The organism is Phyllobacterium sp. NPDC097923, assembly GCF_044760925.1.
GTDB classification, from domain to species: domain Bacteria; phylum Pseudomonadota; class Alphaproteobacteria; order Rhizobiales; family Rhizobiaceae; genus Phyllobacterium; species Phyllobacterium calauticae.
The window spans coordinates 16,641-34,871 of record NZ_JBIWBL010000001.1 but is presented as its reverse complement, the minus strand read 5'-3'; the positions used below and the strand labels follow the sequence as shown (position 1 = coordinate 34,871).

The following is an 18,231-nucleotide window of genomic DNA, read 5'->3' as shown; positions in this document are numbered from 1 at the left end:
TTCCGTAGCGGGCCTCGACAAACCGGGCCCGGCTCTGGCAATCTCCCGGCATGGCCGACATCATCGCTCCCTTCGCTTTCCACACCACGCCGCGCATCGTCTTTGCGGCAGGCGCCAGCGGTGATATTGCCGCGCACCTGCGCATAAAGCCCAGGGACCGGCTGCTTGTCGTCACGGATGCCACCATCCTGACCCTTGGACTGGCGCAACCGGCCATTGCCAGCCTGCAAGCCGCCGGAGCCGATATCACGGTGTTCGGCGAGGTGGAAGCGGATCCATCGCTCGATACACTGCTGAATGCCGTGGACGTGGCCCGGGAGAACAGCGTGAACCATGTGCTCGGCTTTGGCGGCGGTTCCTCGCTGGATGTGGCCAAACTCGTCGCGCTGCTCGCAGGTTCAAATGAAAATCTCGACGATGCCTGGGGCGTGGGCAATGCCAGGGGACCGCGCCTGAAATTGACGCTTGTTCCCACCACCGCCGGAACCGGCTCCGAGGTAACGCCAGTTTCCATCATCACCGTCGGCAGCAGTGAAAAACGCGGCGTCTCGTCACCGCTCATCCTGCCCGACGTGGCGCTGCTTGACCCGGACCTCACCCTCGGCCTTCCGCCGCATGTGACGGCGGCGACGGGCATCGACGCCATGGTGCATGCCATCGAGGCCTATGCCTCGAAGAACGCCAACAACAATCCACTCTCCCGGGCGCTAGCCGTCGAGGCCTTGCGGCTTCTCGGCGCGAACATCGAGACCGCGGTTTTCCAAGGCCGGGACAAGGCGGCGCGTTCGGCCATGCTGCTCGGCTCGATGCTGGCCGGACAGGCCTTCGCCAACTCCCCCGTTGCCGCTGTCCACGCGCTTGCCTATCCCATCGGCGGGACCTTCCATGTACCGCACGGCCTGTCCAACGCCTTGGTTTTGCCCCATGTGCTGCGGTACAACGCGGCCGATTCGATGAATGGAGCGGCCACACACTACGCTGCATTGGCGCCGCATGCTTTCGCCGGTATCGATGTGTCGGGAGGGGCAGAGCGCATCTGCAACAGGTTTATCGACCGCCTGGCTGGCCTCTCGGCCCAGTTGGGGCTGCAGACGCGGCTGCGCGATGTCGGCATTGGCGAGGGCGATCTGCCTGTGATGGCAGCCGATGCCATGAAACAGGGGCGGCTTCTCGTCAACAACCCGCGGGATGTGACCGAGGCCGATGCCCTGTCAATCTACAGAACGGCCTGGTAACGGAGAGAGAAATGACCGCTGATACGGACCGTGTCACCAGCCTGGAAATCCTGGTGACGGAACAGGAAAAAACCATTGAAGAGCTTTCTGCCCAGATTGCCGAACAATGGACAGTGATCGAAGCCATGCGCCGGAAGCTCGATGCCTTGACGGACCGCTTCCTTGTTCTCGAAGAACAAACCACGCCGGACATTCCGGTGACCAAACCACCCCACTGGTAGGCCGGATATTCCATGATCACCGTAGAACCCTTGGAAAATCGCCCCGAGCTTGTTCCCGTATGCGCGCGCTGGAACTTTCATGAATGGGGCCATGCCGATGGCCGGAGCATGGAGCAGACCATCGACGCCTTCATGGATCTGCTGGCGCCCGGCAGCCGGCAGAAAGCCTTTGTCGCGCTCGTGTCCGGCTTTCCCTCCGGACTGGTGCTTCTGATCGACAATGATCTCGACAGCCATGCCCATCTCACGCCCTGGCTGGCCAGCCTGTATGTCGACCCTGCCTTCCGCAACAAGGGTGTCGGAAAGCAGCTGATCGCGGCGGCGGAAAATGCTGCCCGCGACCAAGGCCATTCAGAGCTTTATCTCTACACGGACAAGCCCGACTACTACCGCGCCGCAGGCTGGAAACACCACGAAGCGCTGGCCGGCGAGAACGATGGAATGGCGATCCTCAACCGCGCCCTCTGATCAGATCCTGTGCGTCTTGAACGCTTCGACGATCAGTTTCATGCCCAGCGCGCCCATGACGGCCCCGGCACCGCGGTCGATCCATGCCTTGAACCCGGCATAGGCCGCACGGGCTCTTGTGGTCGAAAACATGGTGGCAACGAGCGTGTACCAGCCCGTCTCAATCAGAAACACCATGGGCGGCAGCGCCAGCAGCAGCCAGAGCGGTGCGTCAGCGGGCAACAGCGCGGCAAAGAGGCTGGCATAGAAAATTGCTGTCTTGGGATTGCTCAATTGGGTCATCAGGGCAAAGGAGAATGACCGGGCCAACGACATATGCCCGCCAGTTCCCGTCAAAGCCAGGGGTTCAGATGCATTGCTCCAGATGCGAATGGCAATGTAGATCAGATAGGCCCCGCCGGCGACTTTCAAGATCAGATAAAGCCATTCGACCTGCATCAGCAGGGCTGTCAGCCCCAGAACGGCCAAACAGCAAAAAATCGCGCCGCCTATGCCCATGCCCAGCGCGGCCGCCACGCCGTGCAAACGCGGCGAGGTGATGGCAATGCGGGAAACCAGGACGAAGCTTGGGCCGGGGCTCATCGCGCCCAGCAGCAGAACCCCAAGAATGGTGAAGAAAACGGTGATCGCAGACATGGGATGACCTCCAGCGTGCGTCAGTGACGCGGAGCGGCATATTCTCATGTTTCATGGATAAAACAAGCAGCCCCGGCGCCCAAAACAAAGCCGCCGGTCTTGCAACCGGCGGCCCGTCAGATCGGTGAAATATCAGCCCTTATAGGGGCAGGCATTGTCCGTGTTGTAGTTGTGAACCTTGACCTTGCCCGAAATGATATCGGCCTTTGCCGCCTCGACGGCCTTCTTGACATCGTCGGTCAGCAGCTTGGCGTTGTTTTCGTCGGCGGCATAGTCGACGCCGCCTTCCTTGACGCCCAGAACATTGACGCCGGCGGTGAACTTACCGTCCGCGCCGTCCTTGAACGCGTTGTAGGTGGCCACGTCGACGCGCTTCATCATCGAGGTCAGAACCTTGCCCGGATGCAGGCCGTTCTGGTTGGAATCGACGCCGATACCGAGCTTGTTTGCATCGGCAGCCGCCTGCAGCACACCGATACCGGTGCCGCCGGCCGCCGCGAAGATCACGTCAGAGCCCTGATCCATCTGCGACTTGGCAATTTCACCACCCTTGGCAGGGTCGTTCCAGGCGGCAGGCGTGTCGCCCGTCATGTTCTGGATGACCTTGGCAGCCGGATTTGTCGCTTTCACGCCACCGACATAGCCGCAGGCAAAGTTGCGGATCAACGGCACGTCCATGCCGCCGACAAAGCTGACCGTGCCGCTCTTCGAGGTCTTGGCGGCGATGACGCCAACGAGATAGGAGCCTTCATTGTCGTTGAAGACAACCGACCGCACGTTTGGCTTGTCGACAACCGCATCGATGATGACGAATTTCGTATCCGGAAATTCCGTCGAGACCTTTTCAATGGCCGCAGCAGCGGAGAAACCGGCGATCACGATCGGCGAGTTGCCATCGGAAGCGAATTTGCGCAGAGCCTGTTCGCGCTGGGCTTCGTTCTGGATTTCGAACTCGCGGAATTTTACGCCGGATTCCTTGGTGTATTTTTCTGCGCCATGAAACGCAGCCTCGTTGAAGGATTTGTCGAATTTGCCGCCGAGATCGAAGATCAAGGCAGGTTTGTTGTCCGCGGCATAGGCCGAGAAGGACATGGCTGTGGCAGCCAGCAGACCAAGAACAATACGCTTCATTTGATACCAACCCTCTGGATTTTGTTAAGCAGGACCGGCATTCCGCCGGTTCCGGACTGTGTTGCGGCCCATCCCGTCACAGCCGCCCCGAAAGCAATCTTGCACGGCTCACGGCAAAATTCACGCGGAATTTTGCCTCCCGGTCAAATATTGCGAAATAACCAAGCCCTATCAGTATCTTATGCAGATTTCGCCTGTGGAACAGGGCAAGCTATGCCCGCTGCCGCGCAGGCCGCGACAGACCACCGGATTCCGGGCGGGATCGCACCTCAACGGGCGGCAAAGCGGCCGGCACGGTTTTCGCGCCGGTAGCCCAGGCTATAGAGAAGCAGCGCCAGGATGGCGAAAACGACGAAGGTGGGCGTTGCAAGAATCCACAGCATCAGCGGGTCCCAGAGCACGGGATAGAGGCGGGCCTTGAAATAGGCCTCGACGACGCCGAGGGATGAGGCGGAGAGCGATTGCCAGCTTTCCTGCAGAGGGGTGGTCACCAGATGCGACGCCCCCACGGACCGCGCCGCGTCAAGAACCGCAGCGATGATTGCCATGGCAAGCGCAATATAGGCAAAAAGCCTCAATACAGGTCGGATCACGTCTTTCTCCAAAGTCATCGGCCGGTGCCATCAGGCGCCGGGAAAACGGTATTCTAGCGCGGAACGCCTACCGGTTGAATGCAAACTTACCGGCATTTTGGGACCGAACGATGAAGTTTCCCTGAAAATTCCCAGCAATTTCAGTGACAAAGGAATGAAATTATGCCAAAGCGCATTTATGTTGAAATAGGTGTTGAACAAGAGCCTGTTCTGACTATAGTGCGCGCCGCACGGGGTCGTTGTTGGCTAACCATCTTCAAGTGACTCGCGCAAACTCCAAAGACTGAGTGACCGATGGTTGACGGTGCTCCTGAGCCGGGTTTTCCGGCTGAGAACGACCAACCCGACCGGCCCCATGCCGGACGAATTGCGGAGAGGTGGCCGAGTGGTTGAAGGCGCACGCCTGGAAAGTGTGTTTACGTCAAAAGCGTAACGCGGGTTCGAATCCCGCTCTCTCCGCCAGTTTCCTTCCTTTCACACCGATCCATCAGATATAGCCGAGAGATGCCAGCAGGCGCTTTGCCGCCGGCGGGACATCGTCATCGGAAAACAGCGCGGTGTAGGCCCCCGTGTGGGCAAACGGGTTTTCCGCGACATAATCGTCATCCGACTGCTCATCCGCGCCAAGAACGACGTGCCGCGCATGATCCGCACTCGACAGCCGGATGCCGCAATACCGGGCGATATAGGCGCCGACTTCCGCTGGATATCGCAGCAGATCCTCCTGCCTGATGGCGATGTGATCGACCTCGTTTTCCCAGGATCGCCACGCCCCGATGGCGCTGACCCACTGTTCGAAACCATGATTGACGTCGTCGGCTATTTGCTTGCGCAGCATGCTCGCCACCACATCCCGGCCATCCCTGTAGATGTTGATCACCTTGGCATTGGGGAAATGCGCCTTGATTTCCCGCATGTGAAACACGTAGTCAGGCCATTTGTCGCCCCATTTCCAGCGCGGCTTGCTGCCATAAACCGCGTGAAGCGCGGCGGGGAAGCCAAGCTCTGCCTCCTCGCCCGAAAGCTTCATTCGATAATTCCAGTGTTGCAGCCATTCTGTGTTTTCAACTTCCAGATGTTTGTTGTGCAGCCAGTCGGAAAGTGAAAATTCATGCTTCCATGCGCCCCAAGCAAACAGAGCCCATTCATTGGAAATAGTAATACCGTTCTCATTCAATATTCGAACGAGCGCTGTTGTACCACTTCTCTTGCATCCACAGATTATCACTGGACTAAGTTTTGAATCGTCCCCCATATACCCCTGCATCACCGCCCCAATATCATTATATTCTTTTATTGTTTTAATTCATGTCAAGGGTATCAGCGAAATATACAGCTGGAAATACACTGCATCGCCGGGTATCACTTAGATTTGAACAGTATATCCCCCGGGAGTGCCCGCCGGCCAAAACCTCGAGCCGCACGCGAAACCTCTGTGATTGTGCATTGATCCGCACTGTGGAAAACTATTTGCGGGAGAATGGGACGGTCCCCCGATTCGGCACAGGGGCCGGGGCGATGGGCCGGCATTATGGGGAGGTGTGCATTGCTCGGCTTGCCAGCACTGATCGGCATGATTGTTGTCGGTATTTCAGTCGGCGTTCTTGCCGTGCACCTGGCTGGCGGCAGCGCGCGGCCGCAGCTTGCCGATGACGACGAGACCCGATCGATCTTCCTTGCCGATTTCCCCGAAAGCCGCATCGGGCCGATTGTCTATACGCACGACCGGCGGACGGCGTTTTTCGAACTCCCCACGCACCAGACCGGCATTGTGCATGGCATCGGCAACAAGTTCCTGACGCGCTGTATTTCCGCGTCCGATGTTGCCGGCGCAGAACCGGTCGGCGAACACGCGCTCAATGTGCGCTGGCACGACATCACATGGCCGCGCCAGACATTTTCATTTGCCAGCGACACAGAGCGACGTATCGTCCGGGCCTGGCTTCAGGCTCCAGCGATGTCTGCCGAAGGGATCACCCATGAACGCGCCCATGTTCTTTGACGTCACGAAACTGGCCGTCCCGTTCTATATCCTCGCCATCCTCATTGAACTCGTGGCCATCCGCTACTGGCACCGCAAGGGCGACTTTGAGACGCGCGATACACTGACCAGCCTGCTGATGGGCACGGGCAATGTCGCTGCCGGGCTGCTTCTGGGTTTCGTTTCTGTGACAGCCCTGATGTGGGTCTGGCAGTTCCGCTTGTTCGATCTCGGCCTGCACTGGTGGGTGTTCATCGTGGCGTTCGTTTTCGACGATCTGCGCTATTACTGCTATCACCGTATTGCCCACCGCGTGCGCTGGGTCTGGGCGGAGCATGTCAACCATCACTCCAGCCAGCATTACAACCTTTCCACGGCCCTGCGCCAATCCTGGACCGGTCAGATAACCGGCATGTTCATTTTGCAGGTGCCGATGGTGCTGCTCGGGTTCCACCCCGCCGTGATCGCCTTTGTCTACGGGTTCAATCTCGTCTACCAGTTCTGGATTCATACCGAAGCCATCGGCAAGATGTGGCGTCCGTTCGAATTCATCTTCAACACCCCGTCGCATCACCGCGTGCATCACGCCACCAACCCGCGTTATCTCGATGCCAATTTTGCCGGCACGCTGATCATCTGGGACCGCATGTTCGGGACATTCGTCGAAGAGCTGGATGAGGATGTTCCGCGCTATGGGATCGTCCGGAATATCGGCACATTCAACCCGGTGCGCGTGGCTTTCCACGAATGGGCCGGCATGCTCAAGGACGTTTTCTCGCCGGGCCTGACCTTGCGCGAGCGGCTGCTCTACATGGCCGCCCCGCCGGGCTGGAGCCATGATGGCAGCCGCCGAACCTCGGAAGACCTGAAAGCCGATTATGTCAGGCGGCATCCCGGGGAAGCGGGCAAGGCCGGACTGCCAAAATTGTGACACGGTACTGAAACCTTGCGGGGGACGGCAATGACACCCAAGACACAACCGGCCATCCGACCGGCGCTGCACAGGCTGTTCGCGATTGCGGCGGTGGCGGCCATTGCCAGCGCGCTGCTCGGCACGGACGGGCGCTGGCTGCACTATGTCAGCAAGCCGCTGGCGACGGCGCTGCTGCTGCTCCTGGTCGTGCAGACGGCCAACCCGGTTTCAAAGCGCTATCAATGGGCGATTGCCGCGGGTCTGGTCTTTTCGCTGTGCGGCGATATTTTCCTGATGCTGCCGCAGGATCTGTTCGTCGCCGGGCTGATCTGTTTTCTCATCACGCACTGCGCCTATATCGTCGCGCTGACCGGTGATGTCCGCCTCGGCGCCGTGCCCCTCACCTTCGCCGCCTGCGCCCTTCTGGCGCTGGCAATCGTCTGGGGCCTGTGGTCAAGCCTGCCTGCGGAACTGAAGCTTCCTGTCACGGTCTATGCGGCGGTTCTGGCCGCGATGGGCGCCCAGGCTATCAGCCGGGCGCAACACCTTGCAACGTCCCCTGCCCGGCTGGCGGGCGTGGGCGGCATGCTGTTTCTGGCCAGTGACACGCTGCTGGCCTATGGGAAATTCCGCTTCGCCATGCCGCTTGGCCCCCTCTGGGTTCTGGGAACCTATTATGCGGCGCAATGGTTCATTGCGCGGTCGGTCGCATCATCCAGTCAGTGAAACTCCGCCGTTTCTCCCGATCACCGCATTGGCGGTTTTCCGGCGGGAGAATTGCGGGTAGATTTGCCGATAGACGGGAAACAGTGACAGGTTTGATCATCATGCGGAACACGGTTGCCTCGCTCTTTCTCATGGCCATCCTGCCGGTAACGGCAGCACTGGCTGACGATCTCAAACCGATGGATATGGATGCCGTCGATCCCGATCTGCTCGAAAGCTTTTTTGGCCCATGGCAAATTCGCGACGAAGGCGGCAACAGGCTGTGCAAGGTGACGCTCAAACGGGACGAGACCATCGGCGGCTCGCAGATCGATATTGACCCGGCCTGCGTCAAGGCATTTCCTGTCATGGGCGACATCACCGCGTGGCGCTTGAAGGAAAACTGGACCATCGAACTCGTCGACGCGACGCGCAAGACGCGCATCACCTTCGAGACACCGGACGAGACCTACATTGCGCAGCCGCAGACGGACGGCATATTCACCATCGAGCAACTGGCTGGCGAATGAGCGGCCGGGCGCTCAGATTTCGGGTCCGGGCGCGGCCTGCATCATGCGGACGGCATTGATCTTCCAGCTGCCGTCGGGCTGTTTCGTCAACTGGTACAGCGCCGTCCAGTCCTTGCCGTCGGGACCGCGGATGACGACTTCCTGCACGATCTCGCTATCCGACACCTTGCTGCGGCCGAAGGCAAAATTGCCCGGCCGGTATACGGGCTGGTAGGCCCGCTTGACCATCTCGAAAAACATGTCCTGATTGACGAATTTGCCCTGAATGGCCGGCGAGGCGAAGGAATAGGCGGTTGCCGCATCGTCGTTGAGAAAGGCGGCGATCTGCTTCCTGATGATCGACTGTCCCGTATCCAGCGGTTCATCGGCCATCGCCGCGCCCGGCATGGCGATCAACAGGAACAGGCCGAAAATGATATAAGCGGGAAATGTCTTCATCATGCCGTCTCCTTGCATCTGCCGGGACAACCAGCCGACAGGATAAACCTCTTGCGGATGAAGTCCACTGCCCGGTTCTTTCGCTGCAATACGTGGCCGTCATGGTGATGGATCACTTTGCTGCGAATCCCGACGATTGCGACTTGTTGCCACTTCAAGCCGGTCGGACGATTGCTATTGGCTGGCTGCGGTGAAACAGTGCGAGCGAGTTCGGTGCTCGAAAGAGTGAGAGGCACGGCAGCCCCCCTGCCGCGAAAACATGTTTCCATGAATACACCTGATCAACAGCATGGCACGGGCGGTACAACCGTGACCGCTGCGCCCGCTCCGGCCATTGCCGGTGAATCCGAGACTGAATCGCGCTATTGGCGCCAGAACCTTGTCGTCTGCCTCATCGGATCGTTCACGACGATCGTGGCCATGACGCTGCTTCTGCCCTTCCTGCCGCTCTATGTCGAACAGCTGGGCGTCAAGGAACACGCGGCAATCGTGCAATGGTCGGGCGTGGCCTATGGCGCCACCTTTTTCACCGCAGCCCTCGTTGCACCCCTCTGGGGGCGGCTCGCCGATCTCTATGGCCGCAAGCTGATGCTCATTCGCGCGAGCCTCGGCATGGCCGTCGCCATGTCGTTGATCGGCATGGCGACGGATGTGTGGCAGCTCGTGGCGCTGCGCCTCGCGGCCGGACTGCTCGGCGGCTATGCCTCCGGCTCCACCGTTCTGGTGGCGACCCAGACGCCGAAGGCGCGCACCGGCTGGGCGCTCGGCACCCTGTCGTCGGGCATCATGGCGGGCAATCTGGTGGGCCCGCTGATCGGCGGTGGCCTGCCGCCCCTGATCGGCATCCGCCAGACATTCTGGCTGGCGGGCAGCGTGATTTTCCTGACCTTCATCGCCACCAGTCTTTTCATCAAGGAGGAGCGGCGCCCGCCGAAGAGCAAGGGCGCCAAGGTGACGGGCGGCTGGTCGGCAATTCCCGACAAGCGCCCGATCATCGCCATGCTGGCGACCGGCCTGCTGCTGATGCTGGCCAACATGTCTATCGAACCGATCATCACGGTCTATGTGGCGCAGCTGGTCAGCGATCCCAGCAAAGTGACGATTGTTTCCGGCGTTGTCATGTCGGCGGCGGCGCTCGGCAGCATCCTGTCTGCGTCACGACTGGGCAAGCTGGCCGACCATGTCGGCCATTGGAATGTGATTATTGCCGCCCTCGCCGTATCGGCTTTGCTGCTGATACCCCAGGCTTTCGTGACCGAGGGCTGGCAGTTGATCGGGCTGCGGTTTCTGATGGGGCTGGCGCTTGGCGGGCTTCTGCCCTGCATCACCAGCGTCATCCGGCACAACGTTCCGGATCGGGTCGCAGGCGGCATACTGGGCTATTCGACATCATCGCAATATGCCGGACAGGTCGTCGGCCCCTTGGCCGGCGGCTTCATCGGAGGGCATTTCGGCATGCGCGCCGTGTTTCTGGCAACCTGCGTGCTGCTGGCCCTCGGTTCGGCCTATTGCTGGCTGGTACGGCCGCGGCAGGCTTAGCAAGCCAACGCTTACGCGTTGCCGGCTTTCGCGGCGGCGGCGGCAAGCGCTTCGCCATCCATCCGGTAAAAGAGCTTGTCCGGCAGCGGGGACGCGCTGAACCCATTGTAGAAGGCCAGGACCTTCGGATTGTTGCGGTCGGCGGTCCAGTCGACGCGCTTGTAACCCCGCTCCAGCGCCAGTTTGGCCAGTGCGTGCATCAGCGAGGTCCCGGCTCCGCTGCTGCGATGCGCCTTTGAAACGAAGAGCTCCTTGAGAAACAGGCCGGATTGCAGACCCGGTCCCGGATAGATCGACGAGAACGCGGCAAAGCCAACGAGCTCATCGGTGCCGGCGACCAGGATTTCCGTCCCATCTGGCATATCGCGCAATCCGCGCAATATTTCCGCGCGCGGCGGACAGGGCACGTTGTAATGGGCCTGCATTTCCTCAAACAGGGCCGCAAGCTGCGGGTGATCCGACGGATTGGACAAACTGACTTTCATCAATCCCGCATTCCTTTCCATGCAAAGGCGGCTCCAGCCAATACCGGAACCGCCTCTTTCGTCTCTTCGGCCCTATGCTTTATTCGCCGGCATTGATGGTAACGGGCGTCAGCTTGTTGGCCTTCAAACCATATTTATCCAAAAGTGCATCATAGGTACCATTCGCCTGCAGTTTTTCAAGCGCCACTTTCACCGCATCGCGCAATTGGGTCTCGCTTTTCAGGACCGGAATGCCGGCCAGAGACTGGCTGAATGCCTCGCCGAGCGTAACGTAAGTATCAGGTTCCAGCTTCTGGTTGTAGGGAAGGGTTTCATTGCCCTGGGCCGCTGCCTGAAGACGCTGGCTCTTGATCTGCGTGCGGGCATCGGCGGACCCTTCCGTGCCCATGACATTGATCGCAGGCTTGCCCTTGGCAACGCAGTTGGCTTCGCTCCAGGCGGTGATCTGCGCGGGCCAATCCGTCGAGCGGCTGGCGCCCACCGACTTGCCGCAAAGATCGTCCACCGACTTGATCTCACCGGCCAAGGCCTTGGATGTGTAGAACTGCGCACCCGACTTCATATAATCGACGAAGTCCGCGGTTTCCTGGCGGGCCTTCTTGTCGCTCATGCCGGCCATCGCCAGATCGACGCGGCCGGTCTGCAGGGACGGCAGCATCTGGGCAAAAGCGATTTCCTGCCATTCGACTTTCAGACCAAGTTCCTTGCCGATGGCTTCGCCAAGCTCGATGTCAAACCCCTGCAGCACATTGGTGGCCGGGTCCTTGTAGGTGATCGGCGGATAGTTCGGCATGGTCGCGATAACAAGTTTACCGGCATCCTTGATGCGGGCCGGAAGGTCCTGTGCCATGGCAGAAAAGCTGAATGCCAGCGCTCCACCGAGAATTGCAAGCCGTGTCATGGTTTTCATGTCTGGTTCCTCTCTGGCCGGTTCTTCCGGCCTGTTGATTTCAGTTCGGCTCAGGACAACACCGCTGCGATGAAGTCCTGTGTGCGTTTTTCTTTCGGGCTGCTGAGGATGTCGTGCGGGGTTCCGGTCTCGACAATCCGGCCGCGATCCATGAACACCACCCGGTGTGCAACCTCGCGGGCGAAACCGAGTTCGTGCGTGACCACGATCATCGTCATGCCACTGGTCGCAAGATCGCGCATGACACTCAGCACGTCGCCAACCAGTTCCGGATCGAGCGCCGATGTCGGCTCGTCGAACAGCATCAGTTTGGGCTGCATGGCGAGGGCGCGGGCAATGGCGATGCGCTGCTGCTGCCCGCCGGAAAGTTCGCTGGGATAGGCATCCTTCTTGTCCGCCAGACCGACCCGTTCGAGCAAAGCCATGGCTTCCGGGATGACACTGCTTTTCGCACGCTTCTGGACGATAACCGGCCCTTCGACGATGTTTTCCAGCACCGTCATATGCGCGAAAAGGTTGAACCGCTGGAACACCATGCCGCTTGCCAGGCGCTGGCGCGAAATCTCCGCATCGGTCAGTTCATAGAGCTTGTTGCCCTCCTGGCGAAAGCCGACCAGTTCATCGTCGACCCAGATGGCGCCGGAGTCGATGCGCTCCAGTTGGTTGACACAGCGCAGGAGCGTGCTTTTGCCGGAGCCCGAAGGCCCGATGATACACAGGACTTCGCCGTGACTGATTTCAAGCGACACGTTCTGCAACGCGTGAAACGGCCCGAAATATTTGTTGACATCTACCGCTACGACCATGGCTGACATATTCAGACTCCTTCCGCTGCGGCAGGTTCGGTGCGCTTGCCGGTCCGGCGCCCCAGACTTTTCGAATAGTGCTTCTCAAGGAGATGCTGGCCGATGGAAAGAATGGTCACAACCGCCAGATACCAGATGGCCGAAACGATCAGCAGTTCCATGACGCGGTTGTTGGCGTAGTACACGGCCTGTGCGTTGCGCAGTATTTCCGCGTATTGGATGACACTGGCAACCGAGGTCAGCTTGACCATGCTGATCACTTCATTGCCGACAGGCGGAATGATCACGCGCATGGCCTGCGGCAGCACGATACGGCGCAGCATGGTCAGCCGGGTCATGCCGATGACCTTGGCGGCTTCGATCTGGCCGTTGTCGACGGACAGGATACCACCGCGCACGACCTCGGCGGTGTAGGCGCCCTGATTGATGCCAAGGCCGAGCAGCGTCGCCATGAACGGCGTCATGAAATCGACGGTGCGCATTTCGAACAGGCCGGGAATGCCGAGTGTCGGAAAGATCAGCGCGAGATTGAACCAGAGCAGCAGCTGCAGCAGCAGCGGCGTTCCCCGGAAAAACCAGATGTAGAAAACCGCCACATATTTCAGCACCGGATTGGGCGACATGATCATGATGGCAAAGATGACGCCGAGCACCAGGCCCAGGGCCATGGCACAGATCGTCATCAGGATGGTGTTCCACAGACCGGCGAGAATGGCCGGTGCGGTGAAGAACTGGCCGACCACCGGCCAGGCAATCTGGCCCTGGGCAAAGGCCTTGACGATCATGGCCAGCGCCAGAATGATCAGGGCGGCGGCCAGCCAGCGGCCATAGTGGCGCCGGGGCTGGTGCTTCAGGTGCGCAATGGAATATTTGGCAGGCGGGACGGAAACCGTGTGTTCGATAGTGGCCATCGTACTCATCCTTTCAAAGCCGCTGTCGGGCTCGCATAGGAGGATAGCCACTCCCGCTGCGATTCCAACACGGTTTTGAGCCTGACGATCTGCTCGCGAACCCGGTCCGGAGCCGTTCCGCCATAGCCCTTGCGCGCGTCAACGGCAGCCTGCGGCGACAGGCTTGACCGGATCAACGGCAGCAGCCTGACATCGACGGCGGCAAGGTCATCGTCGCTCACATCCTCAAGGCCGATATTCCTGTCTTCACAGTAACGCACCAGCGCACCGGTGATTTCGTGCGCCTCGGAGAACGGGATACCCGTTTTGGCCAGCCAGTCAGCCACCTCGGTTGCCAGTGTAAAACCATCGACCGACTGCTTGCGCATGATATCGACGTTGACACGCATCGTCCTGACCAGCCCGGCCATGGCGGGCACAACCAGTGTCAGGGCGTCGATCGTATCAAAGGCGGCATGTTTGTCCTCGGCAAGGTCACGGTTATAGGCGAAGGGCAGCCCCTTGAGGGCGACGAGCATCGTCGTCAGGCTGCCGATCAGCCGGGAAGCACGACCGCGCGTCAGTTCGGCGATATCGCAGTTCTTCTTCTGCGGCATGATCGACGACCCGGTGGCGTAACCATCGTCCATCTCGACCCAGCGGAACTGGCGCGAGGACCACAGGAAAAGCTCCTCGGCAAGACGCGACAGGTGCACGCCGAACATGGCCGTCACAAAGAGGAATTCCGCCACGTGGTCGCGGCTGCCCACCGCATCGATGGAGTTTTCGCACGGCGCGTCATAGCCAAGCTCGCGCGCCGACAGCTCGGGCTGCACGGCGATGCTTGAACCAGCCATGGCAGCCGCTCCGAGCGGCGAGCGTGCCGCGCGCCTGTCCCAATCGCGCAGCCGGTCAAGATCGCGGGCAAAGGTCTGGGCATGAGCCAGCAGCTGATGGGCAAAGCTGATGGGCTGGGCCGGCTGCAAATGGGTGAAACCCGCAGTGAGCGTTGTCACATGGGCTTCCGCCTGGCCAACAAGCGCCTGCTGCAGGAGAAGAATATCCGCACCGAGCCCGCGGGCCACATCGCGCAGATAAAGCTTCAGGTCGTTGGCGGCCTGATCATTGCGGGAGCGGCCCGCCCGCAGCTTGCCGCCGAGCGCGCCGATGCGTTCGCCCAGAACCCGCTCCAGGAATGTATGAATATCTTCATCGGCGGCGGACGGCTCGATCGCGCCGGCCGCGTAGTCGGCGCCGATGTCCTTGATCGCCGCGAAAACCGTTTCCGCTTCGGCCTCGGTCAAAATCCCGGCGCGCACCAGTTCCCGCGCATGGGACAGCGACGAGGTCAGGTCATACGGAACAAGCCGGAAATAGCTGCTTTCCGAACGGGAAAGCGCTGTCAGCTCAGGTGATGGACTCGTCCTGAAACGCGCCCCCCACAAACGGACGGACTGCTCGGTCATGGCATTTATTCCCCTTTTTCTCGTTGTTGGAAGCTTATGGTTGTGTTTTTGACACGACAAACGAAATGAATTCGCATATCCATTCCAAAAAGGAATACCCTCTGTTCCGAAGAACCAGCGAGGCGAAGGCGATGGTATCCGGCCGGATATATCCGTCCACACGGGCATTGCAGGTCATTGCGGCGATTGCCGAACATGGCAGCACGACGGCGTGCGCCAAGGCGTTGAACATGACGCAGAGTGCCGTCAGCAAGCAATTGCTGGCGCTGGAAGCCCTGGCCGGCGTTCCGCTGTTTGTCCGCACGCCCTACGGCCTCTCGACCACGGAAGCGGGCAGGATTTATGTGGTCGAAGCCCGCATCGCGCTTGGCGCCATGGAGAATGCGGCCTTGCGGGTCGCCGCGTTGGGATCGTCGCCCAATGCCATCAAGCTGCACATCCTGCCGATCATGGGCGACCGCTGGCTGATCCCGCGCTTTGCCAGCTTCGCCGAAGCGCATCCGGACATCAATGTCGAACTGTCGACCTTTGCCAATAACGATCTGATCAACCAGGCGGATGCCGCATTTCGTTTCGGCGAAGGCGATTGGCCCGATCAGGACAACCACTACCTCTTTGGCCGCGAGGTGGCGCTTGTCGGCGCGCCGCACTTCATTGCCCGGCTTGGCGGCATCCGGCACCCCGGCGACATCGGCGCGTTTCCGCTGCTCCACCACAAGTATACGCCCCTACGCTGGGAAGAGTTTGCCGAAGCGCAGCGCATTACCGATTTCGCTCCGGACCGTATCACACATTTCGGCTTCTATGCGCTGGTCATCCGGGCGGCAATTGCCGGACAGGGGCTGGCACTGGTGCCGCGCGGCCTGATCGCCGACGAGCTGGCCAGCGGCAAGCTCGTCAATCCGCAGGGCTTCGGCTTCGTCAGCCGCCACGCCTATTGGCTGACCTGTCCGCAGGACCGTCCGCAACGGCCGGCCATGCGCATATTCCTTGACTGGCTGCTGCGGGAAGTCAGCTCCATGCCCGCGGACATGCGGTGATCCGGCCGATCAAACCTGCGTGTTTTCAGGGCCCATCCCATTCAAAAATATTTAATCAACTTGTCATGGAACCGGACGGACTCCCGACGCATTTCCTCGTCTAGTCTGGCACTGCCAAACAGCATGCCATGCTCATCAGAATACTCAGGGAGGAAGTGATGAACGACAAGCGTTTTCCCATACCGGTCATGGTCAAACTGGGCGCTACGGGCCAAAGGGCCATCACCAGTGTCTGGGAGGCGATGGAGTGCCTGCAGCGCTACTGGCCGTCGAAGACCGGCGCGAGCTATCGCCGCGCATTGCAGGCCTGTCTCGATGCCCTGGACGGATGGAAACCCGCCCACAAGGCGCGCCATGCCTTCATCAGCGCCGCGCGCGATGCCGGGGTGTTTCTCGACACGAGACTGCGTCAGTAGCCGGAGCGGGCGACGCCGGAACCGATATGCTCCGGCAGCGCCCATTCTCCGATATCAGCGAATATCCGCCCGCGCCCGCGGGCGTCTTTCATTCAGCTCATGGCTGAACACAGCGGGCGGCAGCGGCGCAAGCTTGCGGATGATATCGGCGCCCTTTTCGCCCATCATGATGGTCGGCGCATTGGTGTTGCACGAGGGAACCCGCGGCATGACGGAACTGTCGCAGACACGCAGCCCCTCCAGCCCATGCACCTTCAGGTCGAGGCCGACAACGGCCATGGAATCGGTGCCCATCTTGCAGGTGCCGACCGGATGGTGATCGGTCTTGGCATTGGCGCAACCATAATCGAACAGTTCCTCGTCCGAATTGTACTTCGGCCCGGGCAGGCGTTCCGCCATGACGAAGGGCTTCAGTGCCGCCTGGTTCATGATTTCGCGCGCAAGTTTCAATCCTTCGATCGACATCTTGCGGTCGTGCGGATCGCTCCAATAGTTGGGATCGATCAGCGGCGCGGCCATTGGATCGGCCGATTGCAGCCGCACCGTGCCGCGCGACCGCGGATGCAGATAGGCCGAATTCAGGGTGACACCAGCATTCTTCAGCCGTTCGACACCCGCCTCAATGCCTGACCCCAGCCCGAGATGGAACTGGATATCCGGCGAACGGGCGTCGGGATCGGCGTACCAGAAACCGCCCGTTTCAAACAGGCTGGACGCGACGGGCCCGGAGCGGAACAACACATATTGCAGCCCGGCCCACAGGGTGCGGTGCAGCTTGGCGACACCGTCATAGGTGTGATCGCCGGTGCATTCGGAAATCACGAACAGATCCAGATGATCCTGCATGTTTTCGCCGACACCGGGCAGATTGTGCACGACGGGAACGCCGGTTTTCCGCAGGTGATCCGCCGCGCCGATACCCGACTGCAGCAGCAGTTTCGGCGAGCCGATGGCACCGGAACTGACCAGCACTTCCCGCTCGGCGCGGATGATCTCGCGGGCATTGCCTCCAGCGATTTCAACACCGACGGCCCGGCCGTTCTCCACCACGATTTTTGTCACCTGCGCGCTCATGCGGACCGTCAGGTTCTTGCGGCCCTTGACCGGGGCAAGATAGGCCATCGACGCTGACGAGCGGCGGCGATCGCGCTGGGTCAGCTGGTAGAAACCGACACCGGCCTGCTGCCTGCCGTTGAAATCATGATTGTAGGGAATGCCGAGTTCCTGCCCGGCCCGGATATAGGCATCGCAGATCGGCAGTGTCGCTACCGGCATGGAAACACCCAGCGGGCCGCCATAGGAATGGTAATCATCGGCAAAGCGCTGATTGTCTTCGGCACGCTTGAAGTAGGGCAGCACGTCGCGGTAGCTCCAACCGGCACAGCCATCTTCCGAGGACCACAGGTCGTAGTCGGTTGCATTGCCCCGCGTATAAAGCTGCGCGTTGATGCTGGAGCCGCCACCGATGACCTTGGCCTGCGTGTAGCGCAGCACGCGGTTCTTCATGTGCTTCTGCGGCACGGTCGACCAGCCCCAGCTGGCGACACCCTTGGTCATCTTGGCAAAGCCGGCCGGCATATGGAACAGCGGATTCCAGTCGCCGCCGCCGGCCTCGAGCAGCAGGACCTTTACATCGGGGTCCTCGCTCAGGCGATTGGCAAGCACACACCCCGCAGGGCCGGCACCGGTGATGATGTAATCGTAACAGGATGATTTTTGGGTTGAGTTTGCCATGACTCAGGCACCCCCCTCTGGGCTGCCGCCCATCTCCCCCACAAGGGGGGAGATCACATCGGCATTGACGTTTTTGCATCTTGAACAGCGATGC

The 18,231-nt window shown here is 60.4% G+C and carries 21 protein-coding genes and 1 tRNA gene; 11 read left to right on the top strand and 11 right to left on the bottom strand.

The window, feature by feature from the left end; genetic code table 11:
- Window positions 1-62 precede the first annotated feature (62 nt).
- Genes ACIQWS_RS00185 through ACIQWS_RS00175 form a run of 3 tightly spaced genes read left to right on the top strand, consistent with a single transcriptional unit; the run spans window position 63 to window position 1,924 of the window.
- Entirely contained in the window at window positions 63-1,235 is a 1,173-nt protein-coding gene (locus ACIQWS_RS00185; protein WP_403177310.1) for an iron-containing alcohol dehydrogenase, read from the top strand.
- A gap of 11 nt (window positions 1,236-1,246) precedes the next feature.
- Complete coding sequence (locus tag ACIQWS_RS00180) at window positions 1,247-1,456, top strand: SlyX family protein (RefSeq protein ID WP_105733935.1); 210 nt, start codon at window positions 1,247-1,249, stop codon at window positions 1,454-1,456.
- A gap of 12 nt (window positions 1,457-1,468) precedes the next feature.
- A complete protein-coding gene (locus tag ACIQWS_RS00175) occupies window positions 1,469-1,924 on the top strand; it encodes a GNAT family N-acetyltransferase (RefSeq protein ID WP_403169094.1) in 456 nt (151 codons plus the stop codon).
- Here ACIQWS_RS00175 and ACIQWS_RS00170 read toward each other — a convergent pair whose 3' ends face one another.
- The 3 genes from ACIQWS_RS00170 to ACIQWS_RS00160 all read right to left on the bottom strand — a co-directional run bounded on the left by ACIQWS_RS00170 (window position 1,925) and on the right by ACIQWS_RS00160 (window position 4,284).
- Complete coding sequence (locus ACIQWS_RS00170; RefSeq protein ID WP_403169091.1) at window positions 1,925-2,560, bottom strand: LysE family translocator; 636 nt, start codon at window positions 2,558-2,560, stop codon at window positions 1,925-1,927. It lies immediately after the preceding gene.
- A 132-nt stretch (window positions 2,561-2,692) separates the two neighbouring features.
- Window positions 2,693-3,691 carry a BMP family protein gene (locus tag ACIQWS_RS00165; protein WP_223612330.1) on the bottom strand — a complete coding sequence of 333 codons (999 nt, stop codon included), beginning with the start codon at window positions 3,689-3,691 and terminating at the stop codon, window positions 2,693-2,695.
- 269 nt (window positions 3,692-3,960) lie between these two features.
- Window positions 3,961-4,284, bottom strand: a complete 324-nt coding sequence (locus ACIQWS_RS00160) for a hypothetical protein (RefSeq protein ID WP_223612331.1) — start codon at window positions 4,282-4,284, stop codon at window positions 3,961-3,963.
- Window positions 4,285-4,655: 371 nt separating this feature from the next.
- Between ACIQWS_RS00160 and ACIQWS_RS00155 the strand changes: the two genes are divergently transcribed.
- Window positions 4,656-4,746 (top strand) — tRNA-Ser (locus ACIQWS_RS00155).
- 25 nt (window positions 4,747-4,771) lie between these two features.
- Here ACIQWS_RS00155 and ACIQWS_RS00150 read toward each other — a convergent pair.
- Window positions 4,772-5,539: a sulfotransferase family protein gene (locus ACIQWS_RS00150; protein WP_403169087.1), complete on the bottom strand. Its 768-nt coding sequence runs from the start codon at window positions 5,537-5,539 to the stop codon at window positions 4,772-4,774.
- Window positions 5,540-5,830: 291 nt separating this feature from the next.
- Here ACIQWS_RS00150 and ACIQWS_RS00145 point away from each other — a divergent pair, with 291 nt between their 5' ends.
- The 4 genes from ACIQWS_RS00145 (at window position 5,831) to ACIQWS_RS00130 (ending at window position 8,413) form a co-directional block, all read left to right on the top strand.
- Window positions 5,831-6,286 carry a hypothetical protein gene (locus ACIQWS_RS00145; protein WP_346307620.1) on the top strand — a complete coding sequence of 152 codons (456 nt, stop codon included), beginning with the start codon at window positions 5,831-5,833 and terminating at the stop codon, window positions 6,284-6,286.
- The gene (locus ACIQWS_RS00140) at window positions 6,264-7,196 is read left to right on the top strand and encodes a sterol desaturase family protein (protein WP_346307621.1); all 933 of its coding nucleotides are present in this window, start codon (window positions 6,264-6,266) and stop codon (window positions 7,194-7,196) included. The genes ACIQWS_RS00145 and ACIQWS_RS00140 overlap by 23 nt, the downstream gene beginning before the upstream one ends.
- Window positions 7,197-7,226: 30 nt before the next feature.
- Window positions 7,227-7,904, top strand: a complete 678-nt coding sequence (locus ACIQWS_RS00135; protein ID WP_346307622.1) for a lysoplasmalogenase — start codon at window positions 7,227-7,229, stop codon at window positions 7,902-7,904.
- A 101-nt stretch (window positions 7,905-8,005) separates the two neighbouring features.
- Window positions 8,006-8,413: an AprI/Inh family metalloprotease inhibitor gene (locus ACIQWS_RS00130; protein WP_346307623.1), complete on the top strand. Its 408-nt coding sequence runs from the start codon at window positions 8,006-8,008 to the stop codon at window positions 8,411-8,413.
- Window positions 8,414-8,425: 12 nt separating this feature from the next.
- On the opposite strand, the gene ACIQWS_RS00125 is transcribed toward ACIQWS_RS00130, so the two are convergent.
- Window positions 8,426-8,854, bottom strand: a complete 429-nt coding sequence (locus tag ACIQWS_RS00125; protein ID WP_403169083.1) for a DUF4864 domain-containing protein — start codon at window positions 8,852-8,854, stop codon at window positions 8,426-8,428.
- A gap of 264 nt (window positions 8,855-9,118) precedes the next feature.
- Between ACIQWS_RS00125 and ACIQWS_RS00120 the strand changes: the two genes are divergently transcribed.
- Complete coding sequence (locus ACIQWS_RS00120; RefSeq protein WP_346307624.1) at window positions 9,119-10,390, top strand: MFS transporter; 1,272 nt, start codon at window positions 9,119-9,121, stop codon at window positions 10,388-10,390.
- Window positions 10,391-10,401: 11 nt separating this feature from the next.
- Here ACIQWS_RS00120 and ACIQWS_RS00115 read toward each other — a convergent pair whose 3' ends face one another.
- The 5 genes from ACIQWS_RS00115 to argH form a co-directional block, all read right to left on the bottom strand.
- The gene (locus ACIQWS_RS00115; protein ID WP_346307625.1) at window positions 10,402-10,875 is read right to left on the bottom strand and encodes a GNAT family N-acetyltransferase; all 474 of its coding nucleotides are present in this window, start codon (window positions 10,873-10,875) and stop codon (window positions 10,402-10,404) included.
- Window positions 10,876-10,954: 79 nt separating this feature from the next.
- Window positions 10,955-11,776 (bottom strand): ABC transporter substrate-binding protein, encoded by an 822-nt coding sequence (locus ACIQWS_RS00110; RefSeq protein ID WP_346307632.1) that lies wholly within the window; start codon window positions 11,774-11,776, stop codon window positions 10,955-10,957.
- A gap of 59 nt (window positions 11,777-11,835) precedes the next feature.
- Window positions 11,836-12,600 carry an amino acid ABC transporter ATP-binding protein gene (locus tag ACIQWS_RS00105; protein ID WP_288194796.1) on the bottom strand — a complete coding sequence of 255 codons (765 nt, stop codon included), beginning with the start codon at window positions 12,598-12,600 and terminating at the stop codon, window positions 11,836-11,838.
- A 2-nt stretch (window positions 12,601-12,602) separates the two neighbouring features.
- Complete coding sequence (locus ACIQWS_RS00100) at window positions 12,603-13,502, bottom strand: amino acid ABC transporter permease (RefSeq protein WP_403169077.1); 900 nt, start codon at window positions 13,500-13,502, stop codon at window positions 12,603-12,605.
- Window positions 13,503-13,507: 5 nt separating this feature from the next.
- Window positions 13,508-14,947, bottom strand: coding sequence for an argininosuccinate lyase (argH, locus tag ACIQWS_RS00095; RefSeq protein WP_403169074.1), 1,440 nt, complete (start codon window positions 14,945-14,947; stop codon window positions 13,508-13,510).
- A gap of 65 nt (window positions 14,948-15,012) precedes the next feature.
- On the opposite strand from argH, the gene ACIQWS_RS00090 reads away from it, so the two are divergent.
- Together ACIQWS_RS00090 and ACIQWS_RS00085 are read left to right on the top strand one after the other, a co-directional pair.
- The gene (locus ACIQWS_RS00090; RefSeq protein ID WP_403169071.1) at window positions 15,013-15,987 is read left to right on the top strand and encodes a LysR substrate-binding domain-containing protein; all 975 of its coding nucleotides are present in this window, start codon (window positions 15,013-15,015) and stop codon (window positions 15,985-15,987) included.
- A 158-nt stretch (window positions 15,988-16,145) separates the two neighbouring features.
- Window positions 16,146-16,403, top strand: coding sequence for a DUF982 domain-containing protein (locus ACIQWS_RS00085; RefSeq protein ID WP_105733947.1), 258 nt, complete (start codon window positions 16,146-16,148; stop codon window positions 16,401-16,403).
- 54 nt (window positions 16,404-16,457) lie between these two features.
- On the opposite strand, the gene ACIQWS_RS00080 is transcribed toward ACIQWS_RS00085, so the two are convergent.
- Window positions 16,458-18,137: a GMC family oxidoreductase gene (locus tag ACIQWS_RS00080; protein ID WP_403169068.1), complete on the bottom strand. Its 1,680-nt coding sequence runs from the start codon at window positions 18,135-18,137 to the stop codon at window positions 16,458-16,460.
- Window positions 18,138-18,231 lie beyond the last annotated feature (94 nt).